Source organism: Sphingomonas sp. Leaf33 (genome assembly GCF_001421785.1).
Taxonomy (GTDB): Bacteria; Pseudomonadota; Alphaproteobacteria; order Sphingomonadales; family Sphingomonadaceae; genus Sphingomonas.
Window position 1 is genome coordinate 90809 of sequence record NZ_LMLB01000001.1, and the last position, 16194, is coordinate 107002.

At 67.1% G+C, this 16194-nt stretch carries 14 protein-coding genes; 2 read left to right on the forward strand and 12 right to left on the reverse strand.

Translation table 11 applies throughout. The annotated features are described in order from the left end of the window. Positions 1 to 68 precede the first annotated feature (68 nt). The 3 genes from ASE86_RS00475 to ASE86_RS00485 are packed head-to-tail and all read right to left on the reverse strand — an operon-like array spanning position 69 to position 2681. Complete coding sequence (locus ASE86_RS00475; protein ID WP_082441807.1) at positions 69 to 704, reverse strand: DUF4893 domain-containing protein; 636 nt, start codon at positions 702 to 704, stop codon at positions 69 to 71. A 17-nt stretch (positions 705 to 721) separates the two neighbouring features. After that, positions 722 to 1507: a 3-hydroxybutyrate dehydrogenase gene (locus tag ASE86_RS00480; protein WP_056421582.1), complete on the reverse strand. Its 786-nt coding sequence runs from the start codon at positions 1505 to 1507 to the stop codon at positions 722 to 724. A gap of 28 nt (positions 1508 to 1535) precedes the next feature. Next, a complete protein-coding gene (locus tag ASE86_RS00485; RefSeq protein ID WP_056421583.1) occupies positions 1536 to 2681 on the reverse strand; it encodes a patatin-like phospholipase family protein in 1146 nt (381 codons plus the stop codon). Between the two features lie 111 nt (positions 2682 to 2792). Between ASE86_RS00485 and ASE86_RS00490 the strand changes: the two genes are divergently transcribed. Further along, the gene (locus ASE86_RS00490) at positions 2793 to 3683 is read left to right on the forward strand and encodes a neutral zinc metallopeptidase (protein WP_056421584.1); all 891 of its coding nucleotides are present in this window, start codon (positions 2793 to 2795) and stop codon (positions 3681 to 3683) included. Positions 3684 to 3688: 5 nt separating this feature from the next. On the opposite strand, the gene ASE86_RS00495 is transcribed toward ASE86_RS00490, so the two are convergent. The 9 genes from ASE86_RS00495 to ASE86_RS00535 form a co-directional block, all read right to left on the reverse strand. After that, entirely contained in the window at positions 3689 to 4660 is a 972-nt protein-coding gene (locus ASE86_RS00495) for a Gfo/Idh/MocA family protein (RefSeq protein WP_056421585.1), read from the reverse strand. 364 nt (positions 4661 to 5024) lie between these two features. Continuing rightward, positions 5025 to 5549 carry a hypothetical protein gene (locus ASE86_RS00500; protein WP_156346989.1) on the reverse strand — a complete coding sequence of 175 codons (525 nt, stop codon included), beginning with the start codon at positions 5547 to 5549 and terminating at the stop codon, positions 5025 to 5027. A gap of 172 nt (positions 5550 to 5721) precedes the next feature. Further along, positions 5722 to 6408: a response regulator transcription factor gene (locus ASE86_RS00505; protein WP_056421587.1), complete on the reverse strand. Its 687-nt coding sequence runs from the start codon at positions 6406 to 6408 to the stop codon at positions 5722 to 5724. 1 nt (position 6409) lies between these two features. Continuing rightward, complete coding sequence (locus ASE86_RS00510) at positions 6410 to 9094, reverse strand: sensor histidine kinase (RefSeq protein WP_056421588.1); 2685 nt, start codon at positions 9092 to 9094, stop codon at positions 6410 to 6412. Beyond that, entirely contained in the window at positions 9094 to 9672 is a 579-nt protein-coding gene (gene kdpC / locus ASE86_RS00515; protein ID WP_056421589.1) for a potassium-transporting ATPase subunit KdpC, read from the reverse strand. The genes ASE86_RS00510 and kdpC overlap by 1 nt, the downstream gene beginning before the upstream one ends. 11 nt (positions 9673 to 9683) lie before the next feature. Beyond that, entirely contained in the window at positions 9684 to 11717 is a 2034-nt protein-coding gene (gene kdpB, locus ASE86_RS00520; RefSeq protein WP_056421590.1) for a potassium-transporting ATPase subunit KdpB, read from the reverse strand. A gap of 13 nt (positions 11718 to 11730) precedes the next feature. After that, positions 11731 to 13434, reverse strand: coding sequence for a potassium-transporting ATPase subunit KdpA (kdpA, locus tag ASE86_RS00525; protein WP_056421591.1), 1704 nt, complete (start codon positions 13432 to 13434; stop codon positions 11731 to 11733). Positions 13435 to 13447: 13 nt separating this feature from the next. Then, a complete protein-coding gene (gene kdpF, locus ASE86_RS00530; RefSeq protein ID WP_056421592.1) occupies positions 13448 to 13537 on the reverse strand; it encodes a K(+)-transporting ATPase subunit F in 90 nt (29 codons plus the stop codon). A gap of 112 nt (positions 13538 to 13649) precedes the next feature. Beyond that, positions 13650 to 14528 carry a TorF family putative porin gene (locus ASE86_RS00535; RefSeq protein ID WP_056421593.1) on the reverse strand — a complete coding sequence of 293 codons (879 nt, stop codon included), beginning with the start codon at positions 14526 to 14528 and terminating at the stop codon, positions 13650 to 13652. Positions 14529 to 14963: 435 nt separating this feature from the next. On the opposite strand from ASE86_RS00535, the gene chrA reads away from it, so the two are divergent. Beyond that, positions 14964 to 16154, forward strand: coding sequence for a chromate efflux transporter (gene chrA, locus ASE86_RS00540; RefSeq protein WP_056421594.1), 1191 nt, complete (start codon positions 14964 to 14966; stop codon positions 16152 to 16154). The last annotated feature ends 40 nt before the right edge of the window (positions 16155 to 16194 follow it).

The window sequence follows — 16194 nt, forward strand, 5'->3', positions numbered from 1 at the left end:
GGAGCCCAGAGCCACGATGTGCGACCTCCAGAACCTTGAACTCCCGCCTGCGCGGGAGCACGACGGACTCAATTCCCCGGCGTCACCTCGACCACGTCGAGCGTCGATTCGAGCGCAGGACGCGGCAGGACGATGCGCCAGCGGCGGTCGGCGACGCGTTCGACCAGCCCGACCATGTCGCGCAGATTGTCTTGGCCATAGCGCAGCGGCGTCGGCTCGTCGGTCAGCGCCAGCGTGCCGAGAAAGACCCCGCGCGCGGACGTATCGGGGTACAGCGTACCGTTGATCCGCTGTGCGCCCTGCCCCTGCGCCAGCCGCAGCACGTCGCCGTCGCGGCGAACGGTGCAGGGTGCCGCAGGCAGCGTCGTGGTGGCCGGGCGCCCCTCGTCGCGGATGCCCAGCTTGATCGTGCGGCACTGGTAGGTGCCCGTTGGCGGCACGGGATCGGTGCCAAGCGCGCGATCGGGTTCGAGCAGCACGCCGGCTTCCGCAACCACACCGCCCTGCCCGCGCGCGCGGACCATCGCCAGCGCATCGGTCCACGCATCGCGATAGGTGCGCAGCCGCGTGCGGTCGTCGGGCGACGCGGCCAGCCGCCAATTGTCGTCTGCGGGCACGCGGCATTCGGTCGCAAGCGCCGTCGCGCCGGTCTGCGGCGTCGCGGCAACATCCTGCGCCGGCGTACAGGCGGCAAGCGTGGTCATCAGAAGCGCGATCGGCATCACCCGGCGGTCCAGCCGCCGTCGACCGACAGGTTCGCCCCCGTGATCTGCGCTGCGGCATCGCCGCACAGGAACAGCGCAGTCGCCGCGACCTGTTCGGGCGTCACGAACTGCTTGGTCGGCTGGCCGGCCAGCAGCACGTCGTTGATGACCTGATCGCGCGTCAGCCCCCTGGCCTTCATCGTGTCGGGGATCTGCCCTTCGACAAGCGGCGTCCAGACATAGCCGGGCGAGATGCAGTTGGCGGTGACGCCGAACGTGGCGAGCTCCAGCGCGACGGTCTTGTTAAAACCGGCCAGGCCATGCTTGGCGGTGACGTAAGCGGACTTGAACGGCGAGGCGACCAGGCTGTGCGCGGACGCCGTCTGGATGATCCGCCCCCACTTGGCATCCTTCATGTGCGGGATGGCGAGGCGGGTGGTGTGGAACGCGGCCGTCAGGTTCAGCGCGATGATCAGGTCCCATTTGTCGACGGGGAAGTCCTCGACCGGCGCGACATGCTGCATTCCGGCGTTGTTGATAAGGATGTCGACGCCGCCAAAGGTGTCCGCCGCCTCGCCCATCATCGCTTCGATCTGGTCGACCTTCGTCAGGTCGTGCACCGAATACAGCGCCTTGCCGCCGCTCGCCGCCTCCAGCGCGGCGCGCTCCGTCTCGATCGCGTCCTTATCGCCGAAGCCGTTGATGACGACGTTGGCCCCTTCGCCTGCCAGCGCCTTGGCGTACGCCAGACCGATGCCGGAGGTGGAGCCGGTGACCAGGGCGGTCTTGCCTTTCAGGAACATGCGCTTGCTTCCTTCATACCCGTTGGTGTCACCCCCGCGTCAGGTCGAACGCCGCCGTCCGCCCGTCGAGGATGTTGCTTGCGACCAGCCGCGACTTGGCCATCGTCTCGGCGATGGCGGCGCGACCGGCGGACCAGTGTTCGCGCATCGTGCGGGCGGAGAATTCGAAATCGCGCGCGCCGCCTTCCCAGGCATTGGCGCGGTAGATCAGGTGGACCAGGCTGACCGGCATCTCGTCGGCCTCGCTCGACAGCGCCGCCACGTCGGGATCGTCGCGCAATTCGGGCGGCAGCTTGGCGATCAGGCGGCGGATCGCCTCGCGTTCGCGGCGCAGCGTCAGCCGTTCGGCCGACACCTGGCGCGTCCGACTGGAAAAACGGATTTCCTTTTCGCGCGCCATCACGTCCATGATCGTCTTCGGACGGTCGGCACTGGCCGAAAACAGGTCGACCTGGAAGACGAGCATCTCGGCCGACTGGTGGTCGAGTACGTGCGTCAGCGGCGTGTTCGAAACGATCCCGCCGTCCCAATACAAGCGCCCGTCGATCTCGACCGGGGGCAGCCCCGGCGGCAGCGCGCCCGATGCCATGATGTGGCGCGCGTCGATGCGGGTGGTGGTCGTGTCGAAGTAGCGGAAATTGCCGCTTTCGACATCGACCGCGCCGACCGACAGGCGGACCGGCCCGGTGTTGAGCAGGTCCCAGTCGACCAGCGTGTCGAGCGTCTTTGCGAGCGGGGCCGAATCGTAGAAGCTGAGCGCGGCGGGGGTGCCCGGCGGGGCGAAGGTTGGCGGCAGTCCGCGTGGCGTGAAGAAGCCCGGCACGCCGGTCGCCATCACGCTCCACGCCGACCATTCGTGGACGAACTCGCGAACCTGATCCTGCGGAAAGATCGGGAAGCTGGGCAGTGCCGATGCGGTCAGGTCCCAGAACGCTCGCAGCCGCTCGACGCGCCGCTCGGGCGGGTTGCCGGCCACGATCGCGGCATTGACCGCGCCGATCGAGATGCCCGCGACCCAGTCGATCTCGATGCCCGTCTCGGCCAGCGCCTCGATCACGCCGGCCTGGTAACTGCCGAGCGCACCGCCGCCCTGCAGGACCAGCGCCACGCAATCGGGTAGCGGCAGCGCGGCGTCGCGCGTGCGCTTCGGGCGGCGGGGATCGGCATCGGCCATCGGCGCCCTCAATGACGCTCGGCGCAGATGGTTGCAACCTCCCGGCATCTCCGCGCATTTACGTGACGCAAAAGAAACGAACGCCGATGTGCGAACAGGGGGCCCAAGCCGATGCGTCTCGACGATCTCGATCCCAGCGACAACGTCCGCGACCTCGGTTCCGGCGGGGGGGGCGGCGGCGGGATCCCGATCCTCGGGCTGCTGCTGCCGTTCCTGTTCCGCGGCAAGCTGGGCTGCGGGTCGGTCGTGCTGATCGCCGTCGTCGGCGCGTTCCTGCTGTTGTCGGGTGGCCTCGGCTCGCTGACCGGCGGTGGTGGCGGCCAGCGCACCGGCGGGTCGACGACCGCGGGCCAGTCGGGCGCGCAGGTCTGCAACACCGCCGACCGGCTACTGTCCTGCCGCGTGCTCGAATCGACCGAGCAGGTGTGGGAAAAGATCTTTGCCGCCAACGGACAGCGCTATCAGGCGCCGACGCTCAGCTTCTATCAGGGCGGCGTGCAATCGGGTTGCGGCGCGGCGTCGGCGACCGCGGGTCCGTTCTACTGCCCGGGCGACAGCAACCTGTACCTCGATACCAGCTTCTTCGACGAACTGGCCAACCGCTTCGGCGCGAAGGGCGACGCCGCGCAGGCCTATGTCATCGCGCATGAAGTCGGCCATCACATCCAGAACCTGACCGGCGCGGCGCAGCAGGTGTCGCAGGTCCAGCGCAGCGGCGACACGCGTGCGGGCAATGCCGCTTCCGTCCGGCTGGAATTGCAGGCGGACTGCTATGCCGGCGTATGGGCGAAGCAGAGCGGGCGGTTGCAGCCCGGCGATATCGAGGAGGGCCTGACCGCAGCCAATGCGATCGGCGACGACACGCTGCAGAAGCAGAGCGGCGGCGCGGTGGTGCCCGACAGCTTCACCCACGGATCGTCGGCGGAACGGATGCGCTGGCTGAAGCGCGGGCTCGACACCGGCGACCCGGCGCAGTGCGACACCTTCTCGGGCGCGGTTTGAGTCGATCAGGCCACGCCGCTGGCCAGGATCGCGTCCATCACCCACGCGGTCCGTGCCGCCGCGACGCCGGTCGCGGCATAGGCGGGCCCGCCCAGCAGCTGCGCGGTCATGCGTTCGACATGATGCAGCTGGACGGGATCGGGGTCGTCGAATGCGCGGTCGATCGGCGTCCCGTCCGCTCGCAGTGTCACGGCGCCGCCGTCGAAGATCGCGAAGTCGATCTCGCCGCGATCCCCGATGATCGTCACCGTGTCGCGGCTGTGGTCGGCAGCGAAATTCCAGATGCCGCTGCCCAGCGTACCGCTGTGATGCCGCCACGATGCGGCGACCGCATCGGGAACCACGCCGACGCCCGACTGGATGTGGCGGTGGCCGGCCGCGGCGACGATCGGGCCGAGCAGATCGTCGAACAGGTCGAGGCCATGGCAGGCGAGGTCGTCGAAATAGCCGCCGGGTGCCGCCTCTGGCACCGTCCGCCAGCCGCCGCTGTCCGGCGGCCGCGCCGGACGGGTCAGCGTCCAGTGGATGTGCCGCACTGCGCCGATCGCGCCCCTGGCCAGCCAGTCGCGGACCTGGTCGAATCGTGGCAGCGCGCGGCGGTAATAGGCGACGAACAGCGGCTGCCCCGCAGCTTCGAACGCCGCGACCATGCGCTGCGCCTCGGCAAGGGACGGGGCGATCGGCTTTTCGACGCAGCATGGCTTGCCGGCCGCAGCGACCGCCAGCGCATAATCGGCATGGCTGTCGGGCGGCGTCGCGACATAGACGGCGTCGATGTCGGGCGACCGGATCATCGCCGCTATATCGTCGAAGACGCGCGGCACGCCGTGGCGACGCGCATAGTCGGCCGCCGCTTCCGGGCGGCGCGCGGCGACTGCGGCGAGCATGGAGCCGGCGGCCAGGCGATAGGCCGGGCCGCTCTTGCGTTCGGTCACGTCGCCGCAGCCGATCATGCCCCAGCGGATCGGAGCGTGCATGGTTTCGCCTTTCCCTGAATCGAGTCGTGACACGGGCGTAGACCCGAAACACCAGCCTGTCCGCAATCGCCCGGTTGCCGGCACAGGCACAGGTTTGCCGGGCGGGACGTGTCCGGATCGATCATGCTCGGTTCGAACGGCCGTGGCTAAGGTCACACGAGGGTCACACTATGCCGGTCGCCCATCTGCGTCCGCGCGGCCCACCGGCCGGAAGGCGCGAAGCCGGCACGGGCGGGACGAATCAGCGATGAGAAAGAGCCGGTCGTCGGACCCGTACACGACGTTTTCCTACTTTGATCCAACAAACGACCGGACGAACGCCTGCGAACCGCGGTGGCAGTCTACCCACGAGCCACGCCGCCTTTCAGTGTCCGATCGCAGACCAGGCCCAGCCGCCCCTCGATCCGACGCGGACTGCCGGCCGAGCTCGCGACCGAAATGGAGGTCCGTCCGCGCCGCTCCGCTCCGCTTCCGCGAACCGCTGGGCCGCTTGCGCCGATGAGAAGCGACCCAGGAGCATTCCCGCGCTTTCGCGGACGGTCCAGTCGCCGTCGATGTCACGGCCGACCACGAGCATGGCCGGTTCCGGAATGTCCATCTCGATGTTACCTCCTGGTGGAATTGAGACGCTCAGATCGGGCCGCCCACGCCAGCGCGCGCTCACCTCGATTTCATCGAAAAGATGACGACCCCACAGGGTCAGTGCGCTGCCGGCGCTCGCCGCGATGAAGCCGACCGCGGCGATCCCGTAGGCAAGGATGCCAGCCTTGTGTGGCGATACGTGCATGGCGACCACCTGCGACATCGCAGTGTAACTCACCCAGCAAAGAAGAAGTCCCGTGGCGCGCAGACCGATGTCAGCGCGCCGCGACCGATGCCACGCCGCCATGCCACAACCCTTGATGTGGCAATCCAGTTATCGCCCTCGACATAGTATTTCGAGATCGATTCCAGCTAATTGCATAGCGCACGCGTAGTGCTGCAATTCAGGCACAGCCGGCACGATCGACAGCATGAAGATAGCCTGGATCGGCGCGGCCGTTGCGCCGCCCGGCAGACACTCAGTGATCGGAGCGGAGCCGATATCCGACACCCAGTTCGTTGGCGATGACGCTGCCGACCGGGCCTGGCGCTTCCAGCTTCTGGCGCAGATTGCGGATGACGATGCGCAGATATTCGACGCGTGGATCTTCCTCCGCCCCCCAGCATGCGGCGAGCACGCGCTCGTGGGTCACCACGCGCCCGATGTGGCGCGCCAGGACACCCAGAACCTCGTGCTCCTTCCGGGTAAGGTGAAGCTCTTCACCATCGCGGCAGACGATCCGTCGATCGAGATCGATGCTGAGATCGCCCCGGCGCACGATCTTCTGCGTCGTCTCCGACAATCCCTGATGACGTAAGGCTACCCGCAGGCGGGCAAGAAGCTCTTCGGTATCGAACGGCTTGCTCACGAAATCGTCCGCGCCGAGATCGAGGGCGGTGACCTTCTCGTCGACCGCGTCCCTGGCCGAAACCACGAGGATGACGATGTCGCCGTGCGCGCGAAGCTGCGGGATGATGGCCAGGCCGTCGCGGTCCGGAAGGCCCAGGTCGAGCAGGATCGCGCTTGGGTGTTCGACGGCAGCCAGGCGAAGCGCGCCCTTCGCATCCTCCGCCTCGACGACGGCATAGTCCGCCCGGATGAGTGTGGTACGTAAAAGACGACGGATCGCGGCATCGTCATCGACGACAAGAACTTTGGCTGGCATGTCAGGAGGCGCTTTCGGTCTCGATATCATGAACGATCAGGGCCGGCGGGAAAACCAGCGCGAAGGCGGCCCCGCTACCATCCGGCCGGTTGGTCGCTTCGACGATCATACCCATCGCTTCCGCGAATGCCTTGACGATGGCGAGACCGAGGCCAGTGCCGCCGATCGCGCGATCGGAGCCTTCCAGGCGCTTGAAGGTCTCGAACACCTCGCCCTCGCGACCGGGAGGAAGGCCGGGACCGTGATCGAGCACGGCAAGCCGCAGTTCGCCGAAGCGGTTGCGGCCTTCGATGACGACCTCCGTTCCCGGATCGCCGTAGCGACCGGCGTTATCGAGGAGGTTAAGGAGGCAATGGTGCAGTAATTGCGGATCGGCGCGTACCAACGGCAGGTCGGGCGGGACATCGAGGCGCACGCCATGGCCTTCCAGTGCGCGCCTGGCATCATGCGCGGCGCTCGTCACCGCATCACTCAGATCGGTCGCCTCGACGTTCAGCTTCAGCGCGCCAGCCTCCACACGGGCCATGTCGAGCAGGTTGGCGACGAAGCGGTTGAGACGCTGCGCTTCGCTCTCGATCGTGCCGATCAGTTCGGGGGTCGCGCCATGGTGCAGCTGTGCCGCAGCAGCGATCACCGCAGTCAGCGGCGTGCGCAGGTCGTGGCTGACCGAGGAGAGCAATGCCGCCCGCAGACGGTCGCGCGTGCGGACAACATCGACGTCGCGCATTTCGGTCTGCAAGCGAAGGCGTTCCAGGACAAGCGCTGACTGGTCGATCAGACTGCTGAGGAGCGGCAACTGATCGGCACGCACCGGACTGCCGACCTTGTCGCTGGCGACCCCCAGCACGCCCAGCACCCGATCGCCCGTCTTCATGGGCTGGAACAGCCACTCCGACGCAGCGAGTGTGCCAGAGCCCTTGCCGGCCGGGCTGCCGGTGTCGAACGCCCAACTGGCCGCGGCATTGTCCATCGTATCGAGACGGTAGGCAGGATCGCTTGCGGCCAGTATCTCGAGGTCGGAACCGTCCGTGCGCCCGAGCAGCACGACCTGCACGTCGAGCAGGCGATGGACGTCGTCGCAGATCATCTGTGCGGCAACGTCGAGATCGTTGACGCCGGCGATCTGGCGCAGAAATCCTGCCAGCGTGGCGTTGGTGCGTGCGCTAGCGGTGGCAAGATCCGCCTGCGCTCTTACCCGTGCCGTCAACTGGCTGGTCGCGATCGCGATGCCCAGCAGGACGAAGACCGAGACGAGGTTCTCCGGATTGCTGATCGTCAGCGTGCCGGTGGGCGGCAGGAAGAAGAAATTATAGGCGAGACTGGAGGCGATGCCGGCATAAAGTCCCGTGCGCAGCCCGAAGAAGCTCGCCGCAGCCATGACCGGCAGCAGGTATAGCAATGCCACGTTGCCAAGGTTCAGGATCTGGAACAGCGCGCTCGCGAGCCCGGTCACGGCCGCTACCATCGCCGTCGTTATCGCATACCCCGCCGGCGTGCCCCAATTCCCCGTTCGCCGCCGGGTGCGCTGTCGTGCCGCCTGAGAAGTCGGCATCGGCAGGACGTGTACTGTGACGTCAGGCGTGTCCCGGACCAGCTTGTCGACGACGGAGCCGTGGATAAGCTCGAACCACCGCGAACGGTTCGATTTGCCGAGCACCAACTGGGTGGCGCGCAGATCGACCAGAACCGATTGAATGCCGGTGACGACATTCTCGGCAGGAACCGTCGCAACGGCACCGCCCAGTTGCGTTGCCAAGGTCATCGCGGCGGCGACGCGGACATGCTGCTCGTCGGTGAAGTGCGCGGCGCGCGGTGTCTCGATGAACACGGCGGTCCAAGGGCCCCGGAGACCGTCCGCGACACGCTTGGCGGCACGGACCAGCGCATCGCATCCCGGCAGCTCGCTGATCGCCACGACGATCCGGTCGCTGCCCGCCCATGTCCCGCCAAGGCCGAGCGCACGCACGTCGTCGAGCATCCGCGCGTCGACCGCTTGCGCCGCGCGGCGCAGCGCTAGTTCGCGCAACGCCGACAAGTTCGACTTGGAAAAGAAATGCCCGAGCGCGCGCGTCGCCTCGGCGGGCAGATAGACCTTGCCCGCCTTCAGCCGCTCGATCAGCTCGTCGGGCGGAATGTCGACGACCTCGATTTCCGCCATTTCGAGAATGCTGTCGGGCACCGTTTCGCGGACGCGCACGCGCGTGAAGCTGGCGACGATGTCGTTCAGGCTCTCGACGTGCTGGATGTTGACGGTCGAATAGACGTCGATGCCCGCCGCCAGCAGTTCCTCGACATCCTGGTAACGCTTGGGATGGCGGCTACCCGGCGCGTTGGTGTGGGCCAGTTCGTCCACGAGCGCGAGTCGTGGCCGGCGGTCAAGGATGGCATCCAGATCCATTTCGCGCAGCGTGCGGCCTTCGTACGGCACTTCGCGACGCGTGATGATTTCGTGGCCGCGGATCAGGGCTTCGGTTTCGGCTCGACCGTGGGTCTCGACCACGCCGATGACGACGTCGATACCGTCACGCTTCTGGGCCGCGCCTTCGGAGAGCATTTCATAGGTTTTGCCGACGCCGGGCGCTGCACCGAGGAAAATCTTCAGGCGGCCCCTGCCCTCCTGCGCTGCTGCGCGCAGGAGGGCGTCGGGATCGGGACGGCCCGCGTCGGGTCCTGATCCCGCCGGCATCAGCGCGCCGGCGCCGCGGCGTCGAGCGCGCGATTGACCGCGAGTACGTTTACGTGCGGGTCGCCGAGCAGCGACGTTTCGATATTCGCGGTCACGAGGCCGCGAACGCGCTCGACGGGCAGCCCGCGGACCCGGGCAACACGCCCGGACTGCGCCAGCGCTGCCGCCGGCGACAGGTCGGGATCGAGGCCCGAGCCGCTGGCGGTGACGAGGTCAGCCGGCAACGGTCCGCTCACGCCTTCACCTTGGCGCTTGGCGACGTCAGGCGTCACCCGGTCGACCAGTGCCTGGGCCGTCGGACCGAGGTTCGAGCCCGATGACGCCAGTCCGTCATAGCCCTTGCCGGCTGCCGAGGGCCGTGTCTGGAAATAGCGTTCGGCGACGAAAGCCTGGCCGACCACCGTCGAACCGACCACCTTGCCTTCTGCATCGCGGACCAGACTGCCGTTCGCTTGAGAGGGAAAAATCGCCTGCCCGATGCCGGTCATCGCCAGTGGGTATGCGAGGCCCAGAAGGGCTGCGAACAGGATCGTCATGACGATCGCGGGCCGCAGCGCGGAGGAGAAGTCCTTGCCCATTGTCTTGATCCTTACGCTAGGCCGAGGCCACCGACCACGAGGTCGATGATCTTGATACCGATGAACGGGGCGAGAAGACCGCCGAGGCCATAGATGGCGAGGTTACGAGCGAGCAACGGACCTGCTGCCATCGGCTTGTAGGCCACGCCCTTCAGCGCCAGCGGGACCAGCATCGGGATGATGATCGCGTTGAAGATGATCGCCGACAGGATCGCGCTCTGCGGGCTACCCAGTGCCATGACGTTCAGTACGCCGAGCCCTGGATAGAGCGCCACGAACATCGCCGGGATGATCGCGAAATACTTCGCAACGTCGTTGGCGACCGAGAAGGTCGTCAGCGCCCCGCGCGTCATCAGCAGCTGCTTGCCGAGGCCGACGACCTCGATCAGCTTGGTCGGATCGCTGTCGAGATCGACCATGTTGCCCGCCTCGCGCGCCGCCTGCGTGCCGGTGTTCATCGCGACGCCGACGTCGGCCTGGGCCAGCGCGGGCGCATCGTTGGTACCGTCGCCGCACATCGCGACCAGCTTGCCGCTCTGCTGTTCCTTGCGGATCAGCTCCAGCTTGTCCTCCGGCGTCGCCTGGGCGAGGAAGTCGTCGACCCCCGCCTCGGCCGCGATCGCCGCGGCGGTCAGCGGGTTGTCGCCGGTGATCATCACCGTGCGGATGCCCATCGTGCGCAGCTCGCCGAAGCGCTCGCGGATCCCGGCCTTCACCACGTCCTTCAGGAAGATCGCGCCGAGCAGGCGGCCGTCCTTGGCGACCGCGAGCGGCGTGCCGCCCGCGCGCGCGATCTCGTCGGTGATGCGGCGCAACTCGGTCGCCGCTGCCGTTGCACCCGAGCCTTCGTTAGCGCGCAGGATCGAATCCACCGCACCCTTCTGGATCAGCGTGTCTCCGAAGCGGAGACCCGAGACGCGAGTCTGTGCGGTAAATGGAATGACCTCGGCCCCCTGGGGCATCGGACGCTGCAGGTTGAACTTGTCGCGTGCCAGCACGACGATCGAGCGACCCTCGGGCGTCTCGTCCGCAAGGCTTGCTAGCAGGGCCGCTTCCGCCAGCTCGGCCTCGCTAGTGCCGCCGACGCTGCGGAACTCGCTCGCCTGCCGGTCACCGATCGTGATGGTGCCCGTCTTGTCGAGCAGCAGCACGTCGATGTCGCCCGCGGCCTCGACCGCGCGGCCGGACTTGGCGAGCACGTTGAAGCGCACCAGTCGATCCATGCCTGCGATGCCGATCGCCGACAGCAGCGCCGCGATGGTCGTCGGAATGAGGGTAATGAGCAGCGCGGCGAGGATCGCGACGGGGATCGAGCCACCGGCGTAGCTGGCGAAGCCCGGGATGGTGCCGACCGCGATCAGGAAGATGATCGTGAGGCCCACCAGCAGGATCGTCAGCGCGACCTCGTTCGGGGTCTTCTGCCGCTCCGCTCCCTCGACCAGCGCGATCATGCGGTCGAGGAAACCCTTGCCGGGCTCGACAGTCACCTTCACGCGGATTTCGTCCGAGATGACGCGCGTCCCCGCGGTCACGGCCGACCGGTCGCCGCCCGCTTCGCGGATCACCGGCGCGCTCTCGCCGGTGATTGCGGCCTCGTTGACCGACGCGACGCCCGACACGACGTCGCCGTCCGATGGGATCAGGTCGTTGGTTTCGACCAGAACGATGTCGCCGACCTTGAGCTGGCTGGCGGCCACCTCGTCATACTGGCGGCCATCGCCTTTGAGCCGCTTTGCGACCAGCTCTGCCTTAGTAGCGCGAAGCGACGCCGCCTGCGCCTTGCCGCGGCCCTCCGCCAGTGCCTCGGCGAAGGTGCCGAACAACACGGTCAACCACAGCCAGATCGCCAGCTGTGCCTTGAAGGCAAAGGTCAGGTCGTCATGGCCGATGACGAGCAGGATCGTCATCAGCGCGGCCACCGCCGCGGTCACGAACATGACCGGGTTGCGGACCAGGTCGCGTGGATTGAGCTTCAGGAACGATGCCTTGATCGCCGGCACGACCAGGTCGGCGGTGAACAGGCTCTTGGTTTGGGTCTTTGCCATGATGGCCCCCGTGTCAGAACAGCTGGCCGCGGATCATCGCAAGATGATCGGCGATGGGACCGAGCGCGAGGCTCGGCAGGAAGGTGAGACCGCCCAGGATCAGCACGATGACGACGAGCAGGCCGACCCACAGGCCGCCCGTGGTCGGGAACGACCCCGCGCTCTCCGGCGTGTACTTCTTCGCCGCCATGCTGCCGGCAATCGCCAGCATCGGCACGATCACGAAGAAGCGCCCGAACCACATCGCGACGCCCAGCAGGCCGTTATAATATGGCGTGTTGGCGGTCAGACCCGCGAAGGCCGAACCGTTGTTCCCGACCGCGCTGGTGAAGGCGTAGAGGATTTCCGAGAAGCCATGTGGCCCCTTGTTGAGCGGCCCGGCCACCCCCTGTTGCAAGACCGCAGACAGCGACGTGAAGCCGAGGATCACGAGCGGCAGCACCGCGATCGCGAGCACGGCAAGCTTGACCTCGCGGCTCTCGATCTTCTTGCCGACATATTCCGGCGTGCGTCCGACCATCAACCCGGCGACGAACACCGCCAGGATCGCGAACAGCAGGAAGCCGTAGATGCCCGCGCCCACGCCGCCGATGACGACCTCACCCAACTGAATGTTGAACAGCGGGATCATGCCGCCCAGCGCGGTGAAGCTGTCGTGCATGCTGTTGACGGCACCGCACGACGCCGCGGTCGTCACGACGGAGAACAGCGCGGAAGCGGCAATACCGAAGCGGACTTCCTTGCCCTCCATGTTGCCGCCCGCAACACCGATCTGGTGCAGGATCGGGTTGCCCGCGGCCTCTTGGGCATAGGTCACGGTCACGCCGGCGAGGAACAGGATCACCATCGCCGACAGGATCGCCCAGCCCTGGCGCGTGTTGCCGACCGCCTTGCCGAACGTCCACGTCAGGCCGAAGCCGATCAGGAAGATCGACAGCATCTGGACGAGATTGGTCAGCGCGGTCGGGTTTTCGAACGGATGCGCACTGTTGGCGTTGAAGAAGCCGCCACCGTTGGTGCCGAGCATCTTGATCGCTTCCTGGCTGGCTACGGGTCCGAGCAGGATCGACTGGCGCGCGCCCTCCAGCGTCGAGACGTCGATTGCGCCCGCCATCGTCTGCGGCACGCCGCTCGCGATGAGGAACACCGTGTAGACGATGCAGATCGGCAGCAGCAGATAGAGCGTGATCCGCGTCACGTCCGCCCAGAAGTTGCCGATCGCCTTGGCTTCGCGCCGTGCAAAGCCGCGGAACAGCGCAAAGGCAAGCGCGATGCCAGTTGCCGCGGACAGGAAGTTGTGGATCGTCAGTCCCAGCATCTGGCTGAGGTTCGACATCGTCGCCTCGCCGCCATAGCTCTGCCAGTTGGTATTGGTGGTGAAGCTGACTGCCGTGTTGAATGCAAGGTCGGGCGAAAGCCCGGCCAGACCCTGCGGGTTGCCCGGTAGCACGCCTTGAAGGCGGAGAACCGCGTAGGTCAGGATCAGCAATGCCACGTTGAACAGCAGCATATGGATCGCATAGCGGCGCCAGCCCTGCTCGGCGTTCGGATCGATGCCCGACAGCTTGTAGAAGCCGCGCTCGACGGGACCGAGCACGACGTGCAGCGGTGTACGCCGGCCTTCGTAGAGCGCGTGGAGCCAAAGCCCCACGGGCTTGGTGAGCGCCAGCAGGATGCCGACGAACAGGAGGATCAGGAACCAGCCCTGGAGTGTCATGGATCGCCTCCTTTCAGAACCGTTCGGGACGGATCAGGACCGCCACGAGATAGATGAGAAGGCCGATCGCGGTCAGCGCCGCCAGCCAGAGATCAAGCGTCATTGCCGAGCCCCCTTCACGCCTTGTCGCACAGGCGGGCGTAGGCGAGCGTGAGCGCGAACAGCCCGATGATGATCGCGATCCAGAGCAGGTCCTGCATGATATCCTCCGTTGATCAGAAGGCGGCTGTCAGCGAGACCACGACGGTGCTGCCGGCGATGTTGCCGCTGCCGTCCTGGCCCTTGCTGAAGCTGGGTCGGAGGTACGTGGCCCCCCGGTTCGAGATGTCGGTGTCGACGTAGCTGACGTTGAAGGTCAGGTTCTTGTACGTGGCATCGGCACCGAGCGACCAATCCCAGTATTTGCCCGTCGGCGACACCGCGGTCGCGTTCGGGCCCAGGCCGTCCTGTCCCCAGCTATGGCCGATGTGCGCCTTGGCCGTGATCGGCGTACCGGCGATGCCCAACGCACCATCACCCCACAGGTAGAGGTTGTCGTCCTTCGCGCCGGGATTGTTGTAGACGCCGTTCGCGGCATCGGTCCCGGTGTTGTACCACTTGCCGATCGCCTGCTGCTTGGGCGCATAGGCAACGCCCGCGGTCAGCGTGGCGGGACCGGTCGTGCCGGTCAGCCTGGCATAGGGTTCGGCGAAGTCGGTATTGTCTGCGCCACCCGGATACATGTACCAGGTCAGCCCGACGTCCAGCGTGGCGGTGTCGGCGAGCTTTGCCTTGTAGCCGCCGATCAGGTCGAGTTCCATGTTGGCGCCGCCGAACGTGCCCCAGCCCGCCAGATTTGACGCCCATGTGCCGACATAAAGCCCGGTCTCGTGCGCAATCGTGATCCCGCCTTGCACCGCCATTTCCTGGTCGGATTGCGACACGCCGCGGAAGCGGTAGTCGGAGGCGATCGTGGCAGAGCCGCTAACGGTGAGCGCAGGAGGCGGCGCCGTCTCGGCCGCTGCCTCCGCTTTGTCGTTTGCCGTCGACTGCGCCTGAGCCGTGGCTGGTAGCGCGAGGAGCGCCACGACAGCGGCCACCTGATGGAACTTCATTTTCGAACCCCTTTGAGCAGCAAGCGCCGTGTGACGAATGCCCTTAGGGGTGCGCGATTAGGCCCATATCGCGTAGCATTTCGAGAGCGATTCCGGCTAATCGCATATAGCTGACATATAGCTGTCGCTTTTTGCGGCCGGTTTTCCGTTTCGGCTCCGGCAAGATCGCGGACGTTCGCGTCGAAGACGGACCAGGATACGACGACGCGCCGTCGTGCATTCCTTCCGAAGCACCCACGCCTCGCAGGTCCGGTATTTTCGACAGGCCCGCTCGTTCATGGGTTCGCGGACCAATCCAATCGTCGGGCGCCATTGACCGGCGTTGCGGGATTCGCCTAGCGTGCATCACCGGGCCTGACATGCGGACGCCCGGTCAGACGGCCTGCCGTCCAAGTTCCGCTCCTCGGCACGCGCCTGCGGCCTTTGGGAGCGTATATGACGATCGAGACTGCCACCGCCCGTCCCCCCGCCATCGGCCTGGGCGCCCTGTTCCTCAAATTCCTGCGCTTCGGCATTCAGGCGTTCGGCGGCCCGGTGGCGCAGAGCGCGATGGTGCGCGAAGCGCTGGTCGAGCGCGAACGCTGGATCGATCGCGGGCGGTTCAACCGATTGCTGGCGGTGTTGCAGGTGCTGCCGGGGCCGGAGGCGCACGAGCTGTGCGTGCATCTGGGCATGGTCGCGCGCGGGCGGCTGGGCGGATTGCTCGCCGGCCTGGGCTTCATGCTGCCGGGCTTCGTCCTGATGCTGTTCGCAGGCTGGGCGTACACCGCGTTCATCGCCGGGCATGTCGCGCTCGGCAGTGCGCTGCTGGGCGTACAGGTGGCGGTGCTGGCGATCATCGCGCGCGCGGTCGTGCGGATCGGCGAGCATGTGCTGGAGGATCGCTGGCTGTGGGCCGTCGCCGGCGTCTGTCTCGCTGCGACGCTGGCGGGTGTGCCGTTCACGATCCTGCTGGCGGCGGGCGGAGCGGCCTATGCGCTGGCGGCACGGCCGCTGTGGGTGGCGGGCGTCGTTGCCCTCGCCATCGGTGCGGCACTGTTCACGGCATCGCTCCCGACGCCCCCGATGGCGATCACCACGACGACGGGCGCGGTAACGACGGCGGCGCTGTTCATCGCCGGGCTGAAAGGCGGGCTGCTGACCTTCGGCGGGGCCTATACCGCCATTCCCTATGTCCGCGCCGACACGGTGGGGCGCGGCTGGCTGAGCGATGCGACGTTCCTCGACGGGATCGCGCTGGCGGGCGTGCTGCCGGCGCCGCTCGTGATCTTCGCGACCTTCGTCGGCTACGTCGCCGGCGGTTTGAGCGGCGCGGTCGCGATCACGCTCGGTATGTTCCTGCCCGCCTTTGCCTTTTCGCTGATCTTCTTCGAGCGGCTGGAGGCGATCGTCGAGCGACCCGCACTCCACCGGCTGCTCGCCGGCGTCGCGGCGGCTGTGGTCGGGATCATCGCCGCGACATTGGTTCAGATCGGCGCGGCGACGGTCGCGCGGGTCAGCCTGCTGCCGGTCGCGGCGACGCTGTTCGTCGTGACGCTGGCCGTCGTTTGGCGCGTGAAGGGTGTGTGGGTGGCGCCCGCGGTGCTGGCGGTCGCGGGGGTCGCCGGCTGGGCGGCGGGGGTGTGATCGGACACCGCCGTGCCTCCGCGCAGAAGCAAGCCTGGGG